Origin of the sequence: Exiguobacterium acetylicum (assembly GCF_022170825.1) — a bacterium.
Classification (GTDB): Bacteria; Bacillota; Bacilli; order Exiguobacteriales; family Exiguobacteriaceae; genus Exiguobacterium_A; species Exiguobacterium_A acetylicum_B.
On sequence record NZ_CP081878.1, the window covers coordinates 2,935,001 to 2,951,717 of the forward strand.

Annotated in this window: 23 protein-coding genes and 1 riboswitch (1 of these 24 only partly in view); of the genes, 7 read left to right on the plus strand and 16 right to left on the minus strand. The window is 47.4% G+C overall.

The genetic code is table 11. The features are described 5' to 3' along the window. The 8 genes from K6T22_RS15275 to acpS all read right to left on the minus strand — a co-directional run. Positions 1-1,441: the 5' portion of a Tex family protein gene (locus K6T22_RS15275; RefSeq protein WP_238238084.1), read on the minus strand. Its footprint begins 680 nt before the window's first position; only the first 1,441 of its 2,121 coding nucleotides appear in the window; its start codon is at positions 1,439-1,441; the stop codon falls past the left edge of the window. A 63-nt stretch (positions 1,442-1,504) separates the two neighbouring features. Further along, a complete protein-coding gene (gene sigB / locus K6T22_RS15280) occupies positions 1,505-2,302 on the minus strand; it encodes an RNA polymerase sigma factor SigB (protein ID WP_023469620.1) in 798 nt (265 codons plus the stop codon). Beyond that, positions 2,268-2,750 (minus strand): anti-sigma B factor RsbW, encoded by a 483-nt coding sequence (gene rsbW / locus K6T22_RS15285; RefSeq protein ID WP_050679021.1) that lies wholly within the window; start codon positions 2,748-2,750, stop codon positions 2,268-2,270. The genes sigB and rsbW overlap by 35 nt, the downstream gene beginning before the upstream one ends. Then, a complete protein-coding gene (locus tag K6T22_RS15290) occupies positions 2,747-3,073 on the minus strand; it encodes an STAS domain-containing protein (protein WP_029342841.1) in 327 nt (108 codons plus the stop codon). The genes rsbW and K6T22_RS15290 overlap by 4 nt, the downstream gene beginning before the upstream one ends. Before the next feature lie 194 nt (positions 3,074-3,267). Beyond that, positions 3,268-3,618 (minus strand): type II toxin-antitoxin system PemK/MazF family toxin, encoded by a 351-nt coding sequence (locus K6T22_RS15295; protein ID WP_023469623.1) that lies wholly within the window; start codon positions 3,616-3,618, stop codon positions 3,268-3,270. 3 nt (positions 3,619-3,621) lie between these two features. Then, positions 3,622-3,846, minus strand: a complete 225-nt coding sequence (locus tag K6T22_RS15300) for a hypothetical protein (protein WP_023469624.1) — start codon at positions 3,844-3,846, stop codon at positions 3,622-3,624. A gap of 139 nt (positions 3,847-3,985) precedes the next feature. Further along, complete coding sequence (gene alr / locus K6T22_RS15305) at positions 3,986-5,059, minus strand: alanine racemase (RefSeq protein WP_238238085.1); 1,074 nt, start codon at positions 5,057-5,059, stop codon at positions 3,986-3,988. Then, on the minus strand, positions 5,037-5,417 hold the full coding sequence (gene acpS / locus K6T22_RS15310) for a holo-ACP synthase (protein WP_238238087.1): 381 nt from the start codon (positions 5,415-5,417) through the stop codon (positions 5,037-5,039). Before acpS ends, alr begins: the two co-directional genes overlap by 23 nt. A 68-nt stretch (positions 5,418-5,485) precedes the next feature. Here acpS and K6T22_RS15315 point away from each other — a divergent pair, with 68 nt between their 5' ends. Then, positions 5,486-6,226 carry a rhomboid family intramembrane serine protease gene (locus K6T22_RS15315; RefSeq protein WP_238238088.1) on the plus strand — a complete coding sequence of 247 codons (741 nt, stop codon included), beginning with the start codon at positions 5,486-5,488 and terminating at the stop codon, positions 6,224-6,226. A gap of 50 nt (positions 6,227-6,276) precedes the next feature. On the opposite strand, the gene K6T22_RS15320 is transcribed toward K6T22_RS15315, so the two are convergent. The 3 genes from K6T22_RS15320 to K6T22_RS15330 are packed head-to-tail and all read right to left on the minus strand — an operon-like array spanning position 6,277 to position 7,325. Next, positions 6,277-6,540: a hypothetical protein gene (locus K6T22_RS15320; protein WP_023469628.1), complete on the minus strand. Its 264-nt coding sequence runs from the start codon at positions 6,538-6,540 to the stop codon at positions 6,277-6,279. Between the two features lie 19 nt (positions 6,541-6,559). Next, positions 6,560-7,060 carry a hypothetical protein gene (locus tag K6T22_RS15325; RefSeq protein ID WP_238238089.1) on the minus strand — a complete coding sequence of 167 codons (501 nt, stop codon included), beginning with the start codon at positions 7,058-7,060 and terminating at the stop codon, positions 6,560-6,562. Then, the gene (locus tag K6T22_RS15330) at positions 7,050-7,325 is read right to left on the minus strand and encodes a 4a-hydroxytetrahydrobiopterin dehydratase (protein WP_238238090.1); all 276 of its coding nucleotides are present in this window, start codon (positions 7,323-7,325) and stop codon (positions 7,050-7,052) included. The genes K6T22_RS15325 and K6T22_RS15330 overlap by 11 nt, the downstream gene beginning before the upstream one ends. Positions 7,326-7,488: 163 nt before the next feature. Here K6T22_RS15330 and K6T22_RS15335 point away from each other — a divergent pair, with 163 nt between their 5' ends. Both K6T22_RS15335 and K6T22_RS15340 read left to right on the plus strand, forming a co-directional pair. Next, the gene (locus K6T22_RS15335) at positions 7,489-8,022 is read left to right on the plus strand and encodes a cysteine hydrolase family protein (RefSeq protein ID WP_058705197.1); all 534 of its coding nucleotides are present in this window, start codon (positions 7,489-7,491) and stop codon (positions 8,020-8,022) included. Between the two features lie 17 nt (positions 8,023-8,039). Next, entirely contained in the window at positions 8,040-9,491 is a 1,452-nt protein-coding gene (locus K6T22_RS15340; RefSeq protein ID WP_238238091.1) for a nicotinate phosphoribosyltransferase, read from the plus strand. Between the two features lie 50 nt (positions 9,492-9,541). Here K6T22_RS15340 and K6T22_RS15345 read toward each other — a convergent pair whose 3' ends face one another. Next, positions 9,542-9,868, minus strand: a complete 327-nt coding sequence (locus K6T22_RS15345) for a hypothetical protein (RefSeq protein WP_238238092.1) — start codon at positions 9,866-9,868, stop codon at positions 9,542-9,544. Positions 9,869-10,010: 142 nt separating this feature from the next. On the opposite strand from K6T22_RS15345, the gene K6T22_RS15350 reads away from it, so the two are divergent. Next, positions 10,011-10,502: a YwpF family protein gene (locus tag K6T22_RS15350; RefSeq protein WP_238238093.1), complete on the plus strand. Its 492-nt coding sequence runs from the start codon at positions 10,011-10,013 to the stop codon at positions 10,500-10,502. On the opposite strand, the gene K6T22_RS15355 is transcribed toward K6T22_RS15350, so the two are convergent. Together K6T22_RS15355 and K6T22_RS15360 are read right to left on the minus strand one after the other, a co-directional pair. Further along, positions 10,499-11,089: a histidine phosphatase family protein gene (locus K6T22_RS15355; RefSeq protein WP_238238094.1), complete on the minus strand. Its 591-nt coding sequence runs from the start codon at positions 11,087-11,089 to the stop codon at positions 10,499-10,501. The genes K6T22_RS15350 and K6T22_RS15355 overlap by 4 nt on opposite strands. 17 nt (positions 11,090-11,106) lie before the next feature. Next, positions 11,107-12,096, minus strand: a complete 990-nt coding sequence (locus tag K6T22_RS15360) for an alpha/beta hydrolase (protein ID WP_238238095.1) — start codon at positions 12,094-12,096, stop codon at positions 11,107-11,109. A 169-nt stretch (positions 12,097-12,265) separates the two neighbouring features. Between K6T22_RS15360 and K6T22_RS15365 the strand changes: the two genes are divergently transcribed. Both K6T22_RS15365 and K6T22_RS15370 read left to right on the plus strand, forming a co-directional pair. Continuing rightward, positions 12,266-13,279, plus strand: a complete 1,014-nt coding sequence (locus K6T22_RS15365) for a metal ABC transporter solute-binding protein, Zn/Mn family (protein WP_238238096.1) — start codon at positions 12,266-12,268, stop codon at positions 13,277-13,279. 69 nt (positions 13,280-13,348) lie between these two features. After that, a riboswitch (SAM riboswitch) is annotated at positions 13,349-13,453 on the plus strand. An 81-nt stretch (positions 13,454-13,534) separates the two neighbouring features. Then, positions 13,535-14,845 carry a Na+/H+ antiporter NhaC family protein gene (locus K6T22_RS15370; protein ID WP_238238097.1) on the plus strand — a complete coding sequence of 437 codons (1,311 nt, stop codon included), beginning with the start codon at positions 13,535-13,537 and terminating at the stop codon, positions 14,843-14,845. Positions 14,846-14,884: 39 nt separating this feature from the next. On the opposite strand, the gene K6T22_RS15375 is transcribed toward K6T22_RS15370, so the two are convergent. Beyond that, on the minus strand, positions 14,885-15,088 hold the full coding sequence (locus K6T22_RS15375) for a hypothetical protein (RefSeq protein WP_023469639.1): 204 nt from the start codon (positions 15,086-15,088) through the stop codon (positions 14,885-14,887). A 158-nt stretch (positions 15,089-15,246) separates the two neighbouring features. On the opposite strand from K6T22_RS15375, the gene K6T22_RS15380 reads away from it, so the two are divergent. Then, positions 15,247-16,059 carry an aldo/keto reductase gene (locus K6T22_RS15380; protein ID WP_050678472.1) on the plus strand — a complete coding sequence of 271 codons (813 nt, stop codon included), beginning with the start codon at positions 15,247-15,249 and terminating at the stop codon, positions 16,057-16,059. A 123-nt stretch (positions 16,060-16,182) separates the two neighbouring features. Here K6T22_RS15380 and K6T22_RS15385 read toward each other — a convergent pair whose 3' ends face one another. Then, entirely contained in the window at positions 16,183-16,644 is a 462-nt protein-coding gene (locus tag K6T22_RS15385) for a hypothetical protein (RefSeq protein ID WP_023469641.1), read from the minus strand. Positions 16,645-16,717 lie beyond the last annotated feature (73 nt).

The following is a 16,717-nucleotide window of genomic DNA, read 5'->3' on the forward strand; positions in this document are numbered from 1 at the left end:
CTGTATTAACATCAACACCAACCTGGTTGACAACTGTTTCGACGACAAAATCAAGTGTCTCCTTCAGTTTCGTTTGTGAGACATCATGTTGGTACTGACCGACACCAACCGATTGTGGATCGACTTTGACGAGTTCAGCAAGTGGATCTTGCAGGCGACGTGCAATCGAAATCGCTGATCGTTGTTCGACCTGAAGCTCCGGGAACTCAGTCCGTGCAATCTCCGACGCAGAGTAAATACTCGCGCCTGCTTCATCCACGATCGTAAAAGCGATATCCGTTTGCCCTTTCATCCAGTCTGCAACGAATGCTTCCGTCTCGCGGGAAGCCGTACCGTTACCAATTGCAATCAATTCAATACCATACGTGTCGACGAGCTTTGAAAGGGTTTGGCGCGCTTCTTTCGCTTTTTGCTCTGACATCGTCACGTAGATGACACCGACTTCCTTCATCTCACCTGTCGGATCGATGACCGCCCACTTACAACCTGTCCGGTAAGCCGGATCGAGTCCCAGCATGACTTTCCCTTTCATCGGAGGCTGCATGTAGAGCTGGCGGAGGTTCTTACCGAAGACGTCAATCGCCTGAAGTTCTGCTTTTTCAGTCAGTTCGTTCCGGATTTCTCGTTCGATAGCAGGGAAAACAGACTTTTTATACCCCGTCGTGATCGCCGCTTCAACGATGTCACGTTTCTTTGGCGCCAGTTGTGCATAGGAACGAAGTAATGTTGGTAAAATCTGTTGCTCCTCTAAAACGATTTTCACCGAGACAATTTTCAACGACTCGGCACGATTGATCGCAAGAATCCGGTGGGGAACGATCTGTTGAATTCGTTCGTTGTAGGCATAATACTGTGCAAACACACCTTTTTCATCAACTGCATCCTTTTTCTGCTTCGTGACGATTTCTGCTGAACGACGTATTTGCTTGCGTATGAACTCACGCACTGTCGCTTGTTCGCCCCACTCCTCGGTGATGATTGATTGCGCCCCGGTAAGGGCTTCTTCCGAATCGAGTGTACCGCTCAAACGCTGGAACACTGCCTCATCATAGGCAGACTTGTCGCGTAACCAGTCAGCGAGTGGTGCAAGCCCCGCTTCCCGTGCAATTTCAGCCTTCGTCCGACGTTTTGGTCGAAACGGTAAGTAGATATCTTCGACTTGCTGTAACGTCGTCGCTTCTTCGAGCGTTCGACGGAGTTCAGGCGTCAGTACACCTTGTTCCTCGATTTTTTCAAGGACGTCACTTCGTCTACTTTCAAGTTGTGTTAATTGTTTATGTCGGTCGAGGATCGCTTTAATCGCGACCTCATCGAGTTCACCTGTTTGTTCTTTCCGGTAGCGGGCGATGAACGGAATCGTACCGCCTTCTTCCGTCAATTGTAAGACTGCCTTCACTTGAGCAGGACGTACATTCAATTCACTTGCGATTCTCTTTTCCATCTGCTTCACCTCTCATTCATTATACCGAAGAATGCATGGAAAAGAAAAAAGACTGACATGAGGTCAGTCTTTTGAGAATACTTCATTTGGTTCAACTTTAATTGCTTCACGTAACTTCTGCAAAGCACGTCGTTGGAGACGGGACACGTGCATTTGTGAAATGCCGAGTAGTTCTCCCGTTTCTTTTTGGCTCATATTGCGATAATAAGCACATTCAAGAATCGAACGCTCGCGGTCCGTTAAGACAGCAAATGCCTTTTCAAGAATCAGACGCTGATCGACAGAGTCATAGCCATTCTCTTGGTTACCAACGAGGTCGAGCAAGGTGACGGTACTACCTTCCTGATCTGCCTCAATCGAGCTGTCGACGGATAGAGCTTGATAGCTCTTACCCATCTCGAGTGTTTCAAGGACTTCCTCTTCTGATACCTCAAGGCGAGCAGCAATCTCGTCAATGCGTGGAGAACGTTGTAGCTCCGTCGTCAATTCCTCGACTGCCTTTTTGATTTTTGGTCCAAGTTCCTTGATGCGACGTGGAACGTGGACGCTCCATGTCTTATCGCGGATGAAACGTTTGATTTCTCCGATGATCGTCGGAACAGCAAACGATTCAAAACTACGACCAAATTCCTTATCGAATCGGCGAAGTGCTGCGAGTAACCCAATCATTCCGACTTGAACAAGATCGTCATGAATCGGTCGACCACGCGAGAACTTCCGGGCCAAAGCTTCTACCAAGTCTGAATAACGCTCGAGTAATGCCGCATGCACTTCCTCATCTTGGTCGTCTTGCTGATACAAATCAATCAGTCGAAGTACTTCATCATCACTGTGATGGCGTTGTTGAGACTTTGCTGGCACTTTGACCCACCTCATCTCTATTCATATATTTTGTCATATGGACAGTGACGCCGTTCGCTTTCTCGATCGTTACTTGATCCATCAATGCTTCGATCATCAAGATACCGAGTCCTCCTTCATGCAAGGAATCGAGATCGTGTGAATCCGTGATTGGTTCACTTTGGCGTTTGACCTCATCTTTATCAAACGTAATGCCGTTATCTTTGACGACAATCTCCAGACGATCGTCAGGGTAGACGTTGCATGTCAATGCGATACTACCATCTTCTTTTCCTTCATATGCATGTTGGACAGCGTTCGCGCACGCTTCTGAGACCGCGATTTTGATATCTTCGATGTCGTCATACGTGTATCCCATCCGATTTGCGACGCCTGAAACTGTCAAACGTGCAATCGCTACATATTCCGGTTTTGCCGGTAATGTCATGTTCAGTTGTTCGTTCTTCATTGCGTACCACCTCGTACACCACTATCAATTGTAATGATGCTTGAAAGACCAGTGATCTCGAACAGGCGACGGATTCGTTCAGAAACACCAACGAGCGTGAACGATGTGCCGTTCTTTTTCGCTGCTTTGAGTGCGCCAACGAAAACGCCAAGACCTGTTGAATCCATATAGTGAACTTCATCCAAGTGCACAATGACGTCATTTGTTTCGACTGCTGGGACTAATTCTTGGCGAAGCTTTGGTGCCGTATACGTATCAATCTCACCTGCGATATAAAGATGCGTCTGACCGTCAAGCTGCTCTGTTTTAATTGTTAAATCCATCTTCAAGTTCCTCCTCAAGGAAAATCTGTCTATGTGGTCTTTCTATTTATCCTACCTCATCCCTTTATAAAAAGGTCACTTGGGTATGTTTCCCCGTAAAGAAAACTTTGAAACCCATTTTATAAAAAAAGAGGTCAAAAAAAGTCGCATACGCTAGTATCGACTCTTCTTGTGTTGCGCTTCTATGTAAGTGCCTAAAAATCAACCAAGCCTAAGCTGATTGCGACGGCACTATTTACTTTCATCATCGTGTCTGGATCTAGATGTGTGACTTTATCCGTTAGACGTCGTTTATCAATTGTCCGGATTTGCTCAAGTAAGATGACCGAATCACGTTCTAATCCGTGTCGCTCTCGATATACTTCCACATGGGTCGGTAGTTTGGCTTTGTCGATCTGTGCCGTGATCGCAGCCACGATGACTGTCGGGCTGAATCGGTTACCAATATCATTTTGTAGAACAAGCACGGGACGAACTCCCCCTTGTTCCGATCCGACCACAGGTGACAAATTTGCATAAAACACGTCGCCACGTTTGACTATCAAAGCTTACACCCCGCTTACTTGACGTAGGAGTGAGAACTCCGCCTCCGTTTCAATCTGGAACATTTCGCCTACGATCGATAAATTGATTGCTGCCATTTCTTCGTAACCACGCTTCAATTCCTCACGTAGCTGACGCTTGCGTTCTTCGGTCGTATGGTTCGACTTCATCCCAATCGTCTCCTTCGCTACATTTCGCTCAACAAACTGCATTTCCCGTTGTTGGACCAAGATAATGGCACCTCCAGATTCACTGAAACCTTAACGAACGACTCACTTTCTACTTCAATATATCAGTCGAATTCAGAAAATACAATCAAAATTCAAACAAATAACATATTTTTGCCATCTTATTGATGTCCTGTACGAATCATTGACGCGGAACACGCTTCGAGAATTGGCAAAGAACTTCATAGTTGATCGTCCCGAGCCAATGCGCTGCTTCCTCAATCGGTGCACCTTCCCCAATCAAGATGACTTCCGTCCCAGTCGGATATTCTCTTGGTAAACGAATCATGAGTCGATCCATACAAACACGTCCGACGATTTCACACGGTAGACCGTCTACGATCAGTGAATAACCTTGGAACTTGCGTGACCAGCCATCCGCATAACCGATTGGAACAGTTCCGATCCATTCATCGGTCGGCGCTGTATAGGTTGCGCCGTAACTAATCGATTGACCCGGCTCGACTTGTTTGACTTGCATCAAGCGGCTTTTCAGGGAAAAGGCTGGTTTTAAGAACTCATAATATCCCACCATCTCATCAGACGGCAACGCACCATATAACGCGATGCCGACTCGAACGACGTTGAACGGTGCTTGACCTGCTAGACGAATCGCTGCCGCTGAATTCGCGCAGTGGATATATCGAATGTCTGGTACGTGTGCAACATAAGATAAAAACGTTTCAAGCTGACGTTCGAACAACCGACTGTTCAGCTCATCCGCGGTCGCGAAATGCGTATAGATTCCTTCGAGTTCAATCAGATCATCATCACATTCAGTAAGGATTTGCTTCAATTCATCGACATGTTGTAGTCCGAGTCGACCCATTCCCGTATCGACTTTGATATGCAAGCGAAGATGATCAATTTCCGTCAAATGCTGTTTTGCTTCCCGTAGCCACTCCGCTGAGAAGACGGGAACAGCGACGTCATAATTCGAAGCGACGGGCGCATGCTCCGGCAGTAAGGCTTCAAGCATCAGGATCGGCGCTTGGATGCCTGCTTCCCGCAACTCGATTGCCTCTTCAAGAAGCGCAACAGCGAGTAAGTCGGCTCCATTATCTAAAGCAATCTCAGCGACTGTCACTGCCCCGTGACCATAGCCGTCCGCTTTGACGACCGCCATCACCTGTTGCTCGCCCATTCGTTGTTTAATTTCGCGTATATTATGTGCGATCGCTTCCCGATCGATTTCAATCCAAGTTGGTCGGTACATCCCATTCCCTCTTCTCTAATAAGACTTGCGCAGACGCATAGTGCTCAGAATGTGTGATCGAGACGTGGATGACGCCATCGAACGGTCCAGTCATGATTGGTCTTCCCGTCTCATCGTTTAAGACTTCGACGTCCTGCCAGGAGACTTCTTTTCCAACGCCGGTTCCGAATGCCTTGACGAATGCTTCTTTTGCGGCGAAGCGTCCAGCGAGGTACTCGATACGGCGGTGTCCTAAGAGCGATTGAAACCGCTCCTGCTCTGCCTGCGTTAAGATTCTTCCCGCAAAACGTGGTTGTCGCTCGAGCGTTTGCTCGATTCGATTCAGTTCCACCAAATCGATTCCAATTCCATAAATCATCCGAGGCGCCTCCACAGTTCTATTCTTCGCCATCTTCATATAGAATGAAGAAGAAGCGAGGTGTTGTCATGTTTAGTCGAACGGAAAACCTACAAACGTTCACACGTTCTTATCCGGTCGTTTCGTTGTTCATTTTAATCCAAGTCGCCCTGTTTGTCATCGAACAGTTAGGTGTGCTCCTTAATCTGACATTCTCTCCTCTAAGTGCAGGGGCATCCATCAATCTCTTAATCGAACAAGGTGAATGGTGGCGTGTCGTCACGGCAACTTTCTTGCATTACGATTTTTGGCACATTGCATTCAATACGTTTGCCCTTGTCATCTTTGCTCCACCACTCGAGCGAATGATTGGTCATGGTCGATTTGCTGCCTTTTACTTGCTCGTTGGTACACTGGCGAATATCTTGACGTACTTCACGAAAATCAATGAACCGTTTTATGGACAAGCTGGAGCATCTGGTGCCATTCTTGGTTTGCTTGGTTTTTATGTCTACTTGAGTCGATTCAAGCGGACGGTCATCATGGCAGATGATACACGTCTTGTGTATATCTTCACTGCGGTCACAGCAGTCTTTACGTTACTTGGGTCGAACGTCGCTGTTTTTGGTCACTTGTACGGTTTCGTCCTCGGATTCCTCTTCGGATTCGTCTTCGGTAATCGTGCTGTTCCATTCACACGTCCGTTCCAAACGGGTCGTCGTACGAGCGGTGGACCTGTCTTCGTAAGTGGCTCTGGTCAATTCGGTCGGATCTTCTTCTATATCATCATCGCGTTTGCTGTACTCGGATTATTCTTCCGCTATTTGTAAAACGCCATCAAAAAGGGACTCCGCTACAAAGCGCGAGTCCCTTTTTAGTCTTATTTGCGAAGCACTTCTGCCAAGTCCTTCACATCGTCAATCAAGTTATGGATCGTTTCCTGATTATCCGTATAGAGTGCTTTTAGTTCCTCAAAACGTCCTTTTGGATCTTGTTTGACAGCAGACAATTGTGTTCCTGCACCGCTGAATGTCCGTTTCACTGCTGCGAACTGCGCTTGGCGCGTATCTTTATGCAGTAGTGATAAAGTCGCGCCGACGAGTGCGCCACCAAGTGTTGCTACGACAAAATAGTTCTTCTTCATCTGTTAGTCCCCCTGCATCTCACTCATTTGTTGGTGGTACGATTTGATACCGTTTCATGACGGGAGAAGGCGCGAACGACTTCCCTGCCTCTTCAGCATACTGGTCTACCGTAAGACGTTCAACTGATTTTGCATAACGGGCGCCGTCCCCCGTCTCGTGAAACTGAATCAATAAGGCAAGATCCGTTCCTTTCTCGACACGTCCAATCCGAAATGCCTGGAAGCCACTATACTCTGCTCCGATGACTTTCGGATTCGACATGACTTGGTGCACGAATAGATCCCCGCTATTTTGGTCTGCCGGAATCGACCAATAGAAGAGACTACCTTCATTTGAAAAATTCCCACGCGATTCGAGCAACGTGTAGGTATTACCACTTTGAAAAGGCGATTTCGAGTCCGTTTCCATCCAGAGGATGGCATCGCCGCTTCCGCTAGCGACACGAATATGAGCATCACGGGAACGAATTTGTTCAACGAACGAACCGCTACCGAATGTAATCGAAAGTTTAGATGGCATCACAGGCCTCCGCAAGTTGAAAGTCTTTTTCCGTCAATCCGTTTTCATCATGAGTCGTCGCCGCAAGTGTAACATTTTTATAATCGATCACAATCCGTGGATGATGATTCAAGTTTTCAGCAACACTCCCAACTTCCTGTACGAAATCTAGTGCTGCGGGAAACGATGGCAGTGTGTACGTCCGAACGATTTCATCATCGACGACACTCCAATCCTGCAACCGCTCCAGGCGCTCTTCCACTTCATATTCATTCAACCTAGCCATCCCTTTCTCCTCCTCTACTATCATTTTCGTCCTATACTTTATACCCCATTCTTTTACTTCTCTATACCTATTTGTATCCGATTTCTTCCTTTTGCCTTCTGTGTGAGATAGAGTACAATGTGAAAGAGAACACTAATTCAAAATCGGAAAGGGGCTAACGCATATGCGCGCTCTGATTGTCATTGATTACACGATCGATTTCGTTGCTGACGAAGGAAAGCTGACTTGTGGAAAACCAGGACAAGCGATTGAAGATCGAATTGCTACGTTGATGGAGGAATTTTCAACGGAGGATTACGTCGTCATCGCCAACGATATTCACGAAGAAGGCGATACGTTCCATCCAGAGACTGTCCTTTTCCCGCCGCACAATATCCGCGGGACACATGGACGTGATCTTTTCGGGAAAGTCGCTGCCATGGCACGGGTCGCCGATCACGTCATCGACAAGACGCGCTATAGTGCGTTCGCTGGGACGGACCTCGATCTACGCTTGCGTGAACGCGGTATCCGCGAAGTCCACCTCGTCGGCGTCTGTACGGACATCTGTGTCCTGCATACAGCTGTTGATGCCTACAATCTCGGATATCGTATCGTCGTCCATGCGGATGCTGTCGCAAGCTTTAACGCGACAGGTCACGACTGGGCTCTCACACACTTTAAACAATCGATCGGCGCAGAAGTCGTCGGCGAATAAGAAGGGATCTGTCCGTCATGTTACAACGTAATCTTGCACTCCATACTGATCTATACTTACCGCGATGGATGTATATCTACTGGAAAGAAGGACGTCATAACGAACGTGCCGTCTTTGATGTCTATTATCGTTCAAATCCGTTCGCAGGCGGATATGTCGTCTTTGCAGGTCTTGAGAATATCATCGAGTACATCCAAACACTCCGTTTCACGGAAGAAGACATCACGTACTTGCAAGAGATGATTGGTTTTCCGGATGAATTCAAGGATGAACTCCGTCAGTTCAAGTTCAACGGTTCGATTTCAAGTGTCAAAGAAGGCGAGATCGTCTTCCCAAACGAGCCATTGATCCGGATCGAAGCGCGAATCTTTGAAGCGAAACTCCTACAAACCGCAATTTTGAACATCGCGAATCACGAGTCGCTCATCGCTACGAAATACGCACGCATTCGTCAATCGGCTCCCCGTGCGAAGTTCCTAGAAGCAGGTGCCCGTCGCGCCCAAGGGATCGATGCCGCTTATTTCGGAACACGCGCGTCGTACCTCGCTGGTTTTGACGTCACAAGCCTTGCTTCAGCAGGCCGTGACTTCGGCATTCCGTGTGGTGGAACGATGGAGCATGCCGACATTCAATTCCATGATGACGAATTGACAGCATTCCGAACGTTCGCTTCCCATTATCCGGATCAAGCGACATTACTCGTCGATACGTACGATACGCTCAAGAGTGGTCTTCCGAATGCCATCACGGTCGCGAAAGAGTTGCAAGCAAAAGGACACAAACTCCGTGGCATCCGCATCGACTCTGGTGACTTATCCTACTTGTCAAAACGTGCCCGCAACATGCTTGACGAGGCCGGCTTCCCGGAAGTCGACATCGTCTTGTCGGGTGACCTCGATGAATATGTCATCCAAGACTTACGGATCCAAGGCGCCCAAGCCAACACGTTCCTCGTCGGAACACGTGGCATAACGGCCTACGAACAACCAGCCCTCGGAATGGTCTATAAACTGGTCGCGCGTGAAGTCGATGGCGAGCTCGCACCCGTCATCAAAGTATCCTCGTCAAAAGCCAAGACGACGACGCCTCACATCAAAGAAGTCTACCGCATCATCGACCCAGTGACGGATAAGTTCAAAGGCGATTACGTCACGTTGATGGATGAAGATCCATCGACGCTTGATGCTGTTGATTTAATAGATGTCCGGGATCCGTCGTTCCGTAACCGCGTCGAGCAGTTCAAGGTCGAACGGTTGCTTGAACCAATCTTTAAAGACGGCGAGTTGATCTACACGGTTCCAACAATCGAAGAGAGCCGGCACTTCCACGAAACACAGATCGGACGTCTGTGGGAAGAATACAAACGGCTGCGTTTGCCAGAGATCTATGCTGTCACATTCAGCGATCGTCTCTGGAAACTCAAACTCGACATGATTCGGGATACGCGCCTAGCAAGTGGGTTAAAATAAGACGCCAAAAAGCGCCGTTCTTCCTCCCTCAGGATGAACGGCGCTTTTTCTCATGTCAATCCTGCTTCGTTTCCGACAGGTGTCATTTCTGTTGGCGCTTGTTCCATCTTCTTACGAAAGTACCACGCGAAGCCGAGCGCACCTCCGATGAAGACGATATACGTTATGCGTTGACCGAATTCAGCTAAGGAATCCGCGTAAAAAATACTGATTAAATGATCACTTCCACTAATGAGTAGCAAACAGGCAATCAGGAGCGCAATGCGATATGCAAGCGACGGGCGGTCTGTCGGTTCAGCATGCCAATACATGATGATATGGTGGGCAAGCAGGACGATACCCAGGATTCCTAATATTCCAATGAGTACTTGCGGCATAATGAACGATCCTCCTGTTAGTAGTATCTAGTCTTATTTAAACATAGTTCATACGAATTTCGTCAGGAAAAGTTTCCCGTCCCACATTCCGCACGTTATACTGTAGAAAAATCGTAAGCGATCAAGGGAGGGCATTTTTTTCATGAAAACCTTTAAATTATGCACATTACGCATTTTAATGGATGAGTCCGGGCGCGATACAACGATTCCTGTCGCCATTCAGGACGGATTGACGGTTAGTACTGAACAGACGGCACAGTGGGTCGCAGAAATCGTTGTTCCTCCGACGGATCAGCCGATCGTCGATGAATTATTCACAAAACATTTACGTGCTTTGATTGAAATTACGATCTCACGACCTGATAATGACCCTGCCGCGATGATCGTCACGCCTCTTGAACGGACTGCCCTAAGCGAACACGTCTCGTATGTCTTCACCGGTAAGATGGTCATGATGAAAAATGATTTATCTGAATCGATCCTACGCGAAGTCGTCGAGGACGGATTCGCCGGCGAGGAGCTCGTACAGGAATACAAGGATCGTCGTTCAAAACGTGGCGCACACATTACGAGCATTGCGAAGGAAACATTCAAACAGTATTTAGCAGAACATCCGGAAGCACCGATTTCTTAAGGTTTTTCAACCTCATCCGTGATATGATCCGCTACATTGATTCGGTCGATCGTATAGTGATCCGTATATTGGATATAATTCGCACACGCGTTTTTTAAAGGTGTCCGGTAACTAAACGTCTCATCAATCGATGATAAGGCTGCCTTGATCGTATGCGAATGACAAACGATTAAGATGCGCTTCCCCTCATGCACTTGCGTCACTTCTTGTAACGCTTCGAACACACGGTCCTGAATCGCTTGTTCCGTTTCGAGACCCGGAACGAGGTTCGTATCGTTCGCTTGAACCGCTTCATAAATCGCTGCGACCAGTTCACCAGACGCTGCACCGAACTCGCGTTCAACGAGTCGGTCATCTGTCGCCGTGATCGCTAAACCAACAGCACGACCGATGATTTCCGCTGTCTCAACCGCACGCGATAGCGGACTCGCTAACAAGACATCCCACTTCTCATTCGCTAGATAAGCGGCGCTGAGCTCCGCTTGTCTTCTTCCTGTTGCATTTAATGGAATATCTTCTCTTCCTTGGATCCGTTCATTTAAATTCCAATCTGTCTGACCATGCCGCACTAAACAAATTTCAGTCATGTCTCTGTCTCCTTCATTCAAGAAATATGACTGATTGTATCATGTTTTTCATTTGAGAGTTGTCGCGGTGGCAACAACAACACCTGACAGGTGAAGCGTTCAATTCGTTCGAGCAGTCGCTCAATCTTCAATGGATTTTCGGTCTGCGCAAAACTAGCAAGCGAGTGGGTCCCGTTCGGAAAAGAAAACAGACGAACATCGGCTCCGACATCGGCTCCTTTCTCAACGAAATGGAGCGCTTGCGAAAATGGAACGATTGGATCTTTTTTTCCATGCAAGAGCATGATCGGTGGGGCGTCTGACGAGAGATGCGTCACAGGTGAAACGTGGGTCATGAGCTTGCGCCACTCTTCCCGTCCGCCTTTATAAAACTTAATGTGAGCGATCCAAGTCTGAATGAAATTAAACAATAAAAAGTTCGTCGGCGGGTATAAAGCGATGACACCACTGATCAATGGCATGTGTCGCTCATCGCGCTCACCGACGAACGCAGTTGGGGCAAGTGCCGTCGTCAGCATGAGTGCAGCTCCGGCTGAGTCTCCCCATACCATCATCCGTCCTCTTAGAATACGAAGATCCTCTGCTTCCTTGTTCAAAAAGCATAATGCATCCCGTACATCCTCCAAGTTATCCGGAAAATAACTACCCTCTTCGAACAAACGATAATCGATACTACAGACGGCTACTCCGAGTTCAAGTAGGCGATCAACGATTGGGCTAAAGCAGAACATGTCCTCGCGCGCTCCACGAACGAATGCTCCACCGTGTGCGTAGATTGCGACTGGAAACGGTCCTTCCCCCGGCGGATAATAGAGATCGAGTTGTAAGGTGCAGTCCCCCACCTGTTTATAGGCGAGCGTCCGCGGTGCAAGTTGTTTTTCTGTGAGTGGCAAGGCGGGTTCGGTCCACCGAAGTAACGCACCATAATTGTTCCAGATGCTCGCTCCCGCCGCTGCCGTCGTTAGTAATGCAGCCCCCCCCATTAGCCATGCAGTTTCACGTTTCACTTGATCACCTCCAAAAGACGTACCAGTTTCTTCACTTTATTATCCTTTTACCCAGTTTTAAAAGAAGTCGAACGTCTTGGTATTCCTACTTGACGCTTCCTCAACGTTCCGCTATAGTGAGAAAGTCCAAATCGGAATAGTTACGTTTTAATAATGGAGGTATCATATAATGAAAAAAATCATTCCTGCTTTAACAGTCGCATTTGCGAGTGCAAGTGTCCTCGCGGCTTGCGGATCGAATACCGATTCATCAACTTCAGATAACAAACAAACAGAAGTCTACGCATCAACATTCGCGACAGCTGCCATCGCTCGTGAAATCGGTGGTAATCAAGTCAATGTCAAGATGATCGTCCCACCTGGAGCAGATCCACACTCTTATGAACCGACATCGAAGCAACTCACTGAGATTGCTAAAGGAGACTTGTTCCTTTTGACCGGTACGACACTCGAGCCATACTCAAAAAAAATCCAGGAGAGCTTAAAAGGCACGGACGTCCGCTTCATTGAGACGAGTAAAAACGTCAACTTGCTAGAATCGGATGCTACGCTTCATACACATGAAGAGGAGGGGCATACAGAAGACGAGCACGCTCACGAAGAAGAAGGGCACGATGATCACGCAACAGATGAGCATGCTCATGAAGAAGAAGGACACGACCACGGAAAATACGATCCACACGTCTGGCTCGATCCTGTAAACGCAAAAGCAATGGCGCGTTCGATCACAACTGCTTTATCAAAAGAAGTACCAAAGGATAAAGCAACGTTCGAGAAAAACTTGAAAGCCTTCGATCAGCAAGCAAATGAATTGGACGAACAATTCAAGCAAGCTGTTACTGATGGCTCGAAAAAAGAGCTTCTCGTTACGCATGCTGCTTACGGTTACCTCGCAGAACGATATGGTTTCACGCAGCTTCCGATCGCCGGAATTTCGCCTTCCGATGAACCGTCTCAAAAACAATTGGCTGCTTTAGTCAAGGAGGCACGGATGCATGATTTGAAATACGTTGCTTTTGAAGAGACCGTCTCTCCGAAAGTTGCCCGTGTCATTCAAAAAGAAATCGGAGCTGAATCCGTGACGATTCATAATCTAGAGTCGGTCACGAAAGCGCAACAAAACAGCTCTTATTTCAAGTTGATGGAAGAAAACGTTCAGACATTGAAAAAAGCACTTCAGTAAAGTACAGTTGACACGCGTTACTCAATGCGGTACGGTAAGAAACGTGTTTTACAACAATTGAATGACTTCTTTTTATCGCGAGAAACGGAGGGACTGGCCCAATGATGTTTCGGCAGCGGACGATTTGATTCGTACTGTGCCAAATCCAGCAAGCGAAAGCTTGAGAGATAAGAAGAGCGTCTTTATTTTATAAAGACCTCCTTCTTTCTTGCGAAGGGGTCTTTTTTTGTATCTTTGAGAAACGAGGTGTCAACAATGAATGAAACGATCACGCCTAACAAATGGGCACTGCTTCCTCTCGTCGTATTCCTAGTCCTCTTTATCGGTGCCGGAATCTTTTATGACGACTTTTACAAATTCCCGATTCTTATCGCTGCTTTGATCGCTTTGATCTTTGCTGCAATCACGACGAAAGGGAGTATCAACCAGACCGTCGAACGAATTGCGACCGGTGCCGGGAATCCTGATATCATGATCATGGTCTTCATCTTCTTATTAGCCGGTACGTTTTCTGGTACAGCAGAAGCGATCGGCGCGATTGACGCAACTGTTAATGCTGCTTTGACGTTTTTACCTCCCTCGCTCCTCATGAGTGGTCTGTTCATCATCGCCGCGTTCATCTCAATGGCAATGGGAACCTCTACTGGAACGATTGCTGCACTCGCGCCAATCGCTTTCGGTATTCATGAAGCGACAGGCATCAATGTTGCCATCGCAGCAGCTGCTGTCGTTGGTGGATCGATGTTCGGTGATAACTTGTCGTTCATCTCGGATACGACGATCGCTGCCGTTCGAACACAAAAAACGAACATGCGCGATAAGTTCCGGACGAACTTCATGATCGTCCTACCGGCTGCTATTTTGACGATCATCTTGCTCGCTTTCGTTTCCGGTTCTGGGGACGTCGTCGAAGCAAAAGCATTCGAGTTCTATAAGTTGATTCCATATCTTGCTGTCATCGTCCTTGCACTATTTGGCGTCAATGTCATCCTTGTCTTAATTGGTGGTACGTTACTCACTGGCATCATCGGCATAATCAATGGGAGTTTCGGCTTGAGTGGCTTCGTCCTCTCGATGTCTGAAGGAATGATGGGTATGGCGGAGATCTCAATTTTGACACTCCTCATGGGTGGTCTCGTCAGCTTGATTACGTTCAACGGTGGAATTGCTTTCTTAAAAGAGACGCTGACACGCAAGATTTCACAGCGTCGCGGTGCCGAATTCAGTATGGCAGCACTCGTCAGCGCAACAAATCTTGCGACGGCAAACAATACGATCTCGATTCTTGTCGCTGGACCACTGGCAGCTGAGATTGCCGATACGTATGAAGTTGATCGTAAGAAATCAGCGAGTATTCTCGATATCTTCTCTTGTGGTATTCAAGGCATCATCCCGTATGGCGCACAGCTGTTGATTGCAGCGGAGTTGACGAAGACGGCTTCTCCTGAACTGATTCCGTATCTGTTCTACCCGTTCCTTCTCTTCGTCTGTGGATCAATCGCCATCTTCTTCGGATTGCCACGCATGAAGAAGACAGCGACGAAGCAAGAAAAAATTTCTTCTTAATCGACAACAGGTCCAATCGTCATGATTGGACCTGTTTCATTATTTTTTCTGCTTTGCTTGTCTTTCTAAGATCAAATAGGCGATTGCCGGAAGCGGGAATTGAACAAGTCCAGCTCCTCCCCAAACCCATGGATTACGTCCTGATTTTCGAGCACTGAGAAACAGACCTACTGCTTGCGTTACTAATAAGGCACCAATACTAAGCCAAGTACATTTAGATAGCTTTTTATTCTTTTGAGCCATCTTCTCTCCCCCTTTTCTAACACGCGGTTAAATCTCATGTTTCCTTTCTATTTTACCTTACTTCATTCCTCCATGAGCATGGAAACGGACGTCTTCGTTCGTTCATGCTAAACTAAACGAGCAAATCTAAAACTACGTTTTATGAGGAGGAGTAACACATGCAATACGCAAAACTTTCGAATGGTATTACGATTCCCCAAATCGGATTCGGTGTCTGGCAAGTAGATGAAGAGACAGAAGCACCTGCTGCTGTCGCTGAAGCATTACGCGTCGGATATCGTCACATCGATACAGCTGCTGTCTACAAAAACGAGCGCGGTGTCGCAAAAGGAATCAAGGAAAGCGGCGTGAAACGTGAGGATCTCTTCTTAACGTCAAAAGTCTGGAACGATGACATTCGTGCCGGTCGGACGAAGGAAGCATTCGCAGAATCGCTCGAACGTCTTGAAACAGATTATCTTGATCTCTACCTGATCCACTGGCCGGTCGAAGGCTATATCGAAGCGTGGAAAGCAATGGTTGAACTGTATGAAGCAGGCAAGATCAAGGCGATCGGTGTCTCGAACTTCAAGGAACATCACCTCGATACATTGGCAGAAGAGGGCTTGATGGCACCGATGATCAACCAAGTCGAGTTGCATCCACAATTGCCGCAACACGAACTGCACGAATACTTGCAAGATCACAACATCCAAGTCGAAGCATGGAGCCCACTCATGCAAGGGAAATTCCTCGAAATCAACGACTTCAAGGAAATCGCAGAGAAGCACGGCAAGACACCTTCACAAGTCGTCTTACGTTGGCATCTCGACAACGGCATCGTCGCTCTTCCAAAATCCGTTACACCAGAACGCATTGCGGAAAACTTCGACGTCTTTGATTTCCAACTCGATGCCGATGATCTTGAGAAAATTGACCGTCTGGCAACGGATGTCCGCCTCGGACCGGATCCGGACGAAATCGATTTTTAATCTGACGATTCACGTAAAAGAGAACGTCTTCCATATGAAGTCGTCTTGATTCATATGAACGACGAGAGACCCGTTTCCAGTCTACGACTTGGAAGCGGGTCTCTTTTTTATGATTTTAGCTGATCAGACATAATAAATTAAAATCGTATCTTCCGCTTCTTCTGCCTTTTGAAAATAGGCGCGTAAATCGGCGAACTGTTCCCAGACATCCTCGAATTCGCCCGGTGTTCCGGCTTCATCATGAATCGAAGCGAGTGCCCGTTGATCGAAATTTCGCATCACCTCAGCCGAGATGATGAGGAGTGGCAAGGGAAGAATGCCGACAATCGCCGCTTTCTCCTCATTAACGATTAACTCTTCGCCAACGATTGCTCGTCCCAGATTGTAATGCGTGTCTTGATCAATATAGATATCGATTTGATTCATCAAATGATAGATGGCATTCGTCTGTTCGAGGGCGAACAATTGTTCATGATCGGGTTGCGTCTCATGAATGAATAAAATCCAGTCCATGATGATGTGGGGATCGTTTCCGAACGACTCCCAGACCGCATCCGTGACGCGGACGAAATGTACGTTTTCCATTCTCCCCCTCCCTTCTGTACTCTGTATTCCCTTTTTAAATTCGTTCTATACAAAAAAAGAGCCAGATTTCTCT

Bases quoted from the DNA above. Each gene is read 5' to 3' on its own strand.
- K6T22_RS15375 (WP_023469639.1), bottom strand. From the start codon at position 15,088: ATGGCTCAAAAGAATAAAAAGCTATCTAAATGTACTTGGCTTAGTATT.
- K6T22_RS15290 (WP_029342841.1), bottom strand. From the start codon at position 3,073: ATGGATTTAACAATTAAAACAGAGCAGCTTGACGGTCAGACGCATCTT.
- K6T22_RS15345 (WP_238238092.1), bottom strand. From the start codon at position 9,868: ATGCCGCAAGTACTCATTGGAATATTAGGAATCCTGGGTATCGTCCTG.
- K6T22_RS15335 (WP_058705197.1), top strand. From the start codon at position 7,489: ATGCGCGCTCTGATTGTCATTGATTACACGATCGATTTCGTTGCTGAC.
- K6T22_RS15320 (WP_023469628.1), bottom strand. From the start codon at position 6,540: ATGAAGAAGAACTATTTTGTCGTAGCAACACTTGGTGGCGCACTCGTC.
- K6T22_RS15365 (WP_238238096.1), top strand. From the start codon at position 12,266: ATGAAAAAAATCATTCCTGCTTTAACAGTCGCATTTGCGAGTGCAAGT.
- K6T22_RS15380 (WP_050678472.1), top strand. From the start codon at position 15,247: ATGCAATACGCAAAACTTTCGAATGGTATTACGATTCCCCAAATCGGA.
- K6T22_RS15355 (WP_238238094.1), bottom strand. From the start codon at position 11,089: ATGACTGAAATTTGTTTAGTGCGGCATGGTCAGACAGATTGGAATTTA.
- K6T22_RS15325 (WP_238238089.1), bottom strand. From the start codon at position 7,060: ATGCCATCTAAACTTTCGATTACATTCGGTAGCGGTTCGTTCGTTGAA.
- K6T22_RS15340 (WP_238238091.1), top strand. From the start codon at position 8,040: ATGTTACAACGTAATCTTGCACTCCATACTGATCTATACTTACCGCGA.
- rsbW (WP_050679021.1), bottom strand. From the start codon at position 2,750: ATGAAGAACGAACAACTGAACATGACATTACCGGCAAAACCGGAATAT.
- K6T22_RS15315 (WP_238238088.1), top strand. From the start codon at position 5,486: ATGTTTAGTCGAACGGAAAACCTACAAACGTTCACACGTTCTTATCCG.
- K6T22_RS15350 (WP_238238093.1), top strand. From the start codon at position 10,011: ATGAAAACCTTTAAATTATGCACATTACGCATTTTAATGGATGAGTCC.
- K6T22_RS15330 (WP_238238090.1), bottom strand. From the start codon at position 7,325: ATGGCTAGGTTGAATGAATATGAAGTGGAAGAGCGCCTGGAGCGGTTG.
- alr (WP_238238085.1), bottom strand. From the start codon at position 5,059: ATGTACCGACCAACTTGGATTGAAATCGATCGGGAAGCGATCGCACAT.
- acpS (WP_238238087.1), bottom strand. From the start codon at position 5,417: ATGATTTATGGAATTGGAATCGATTTGGTGGAACTGAATCGAATCGAG.
- K6T22_RS15385 (WP_023469641.1), bottom strand. From the start codon at position 16,644: ATGGAAAACGTACATTTCGTCCGCGTCACGGATGCGGTCTGGGAGTCG.
- K6T22_RS15370 (WP_238238097.1), top strand. From the start codon at position 13,535: ATGAATGAAACGATCACGCCTAACAAATGGGCACTGCTTCCTCTCGTC.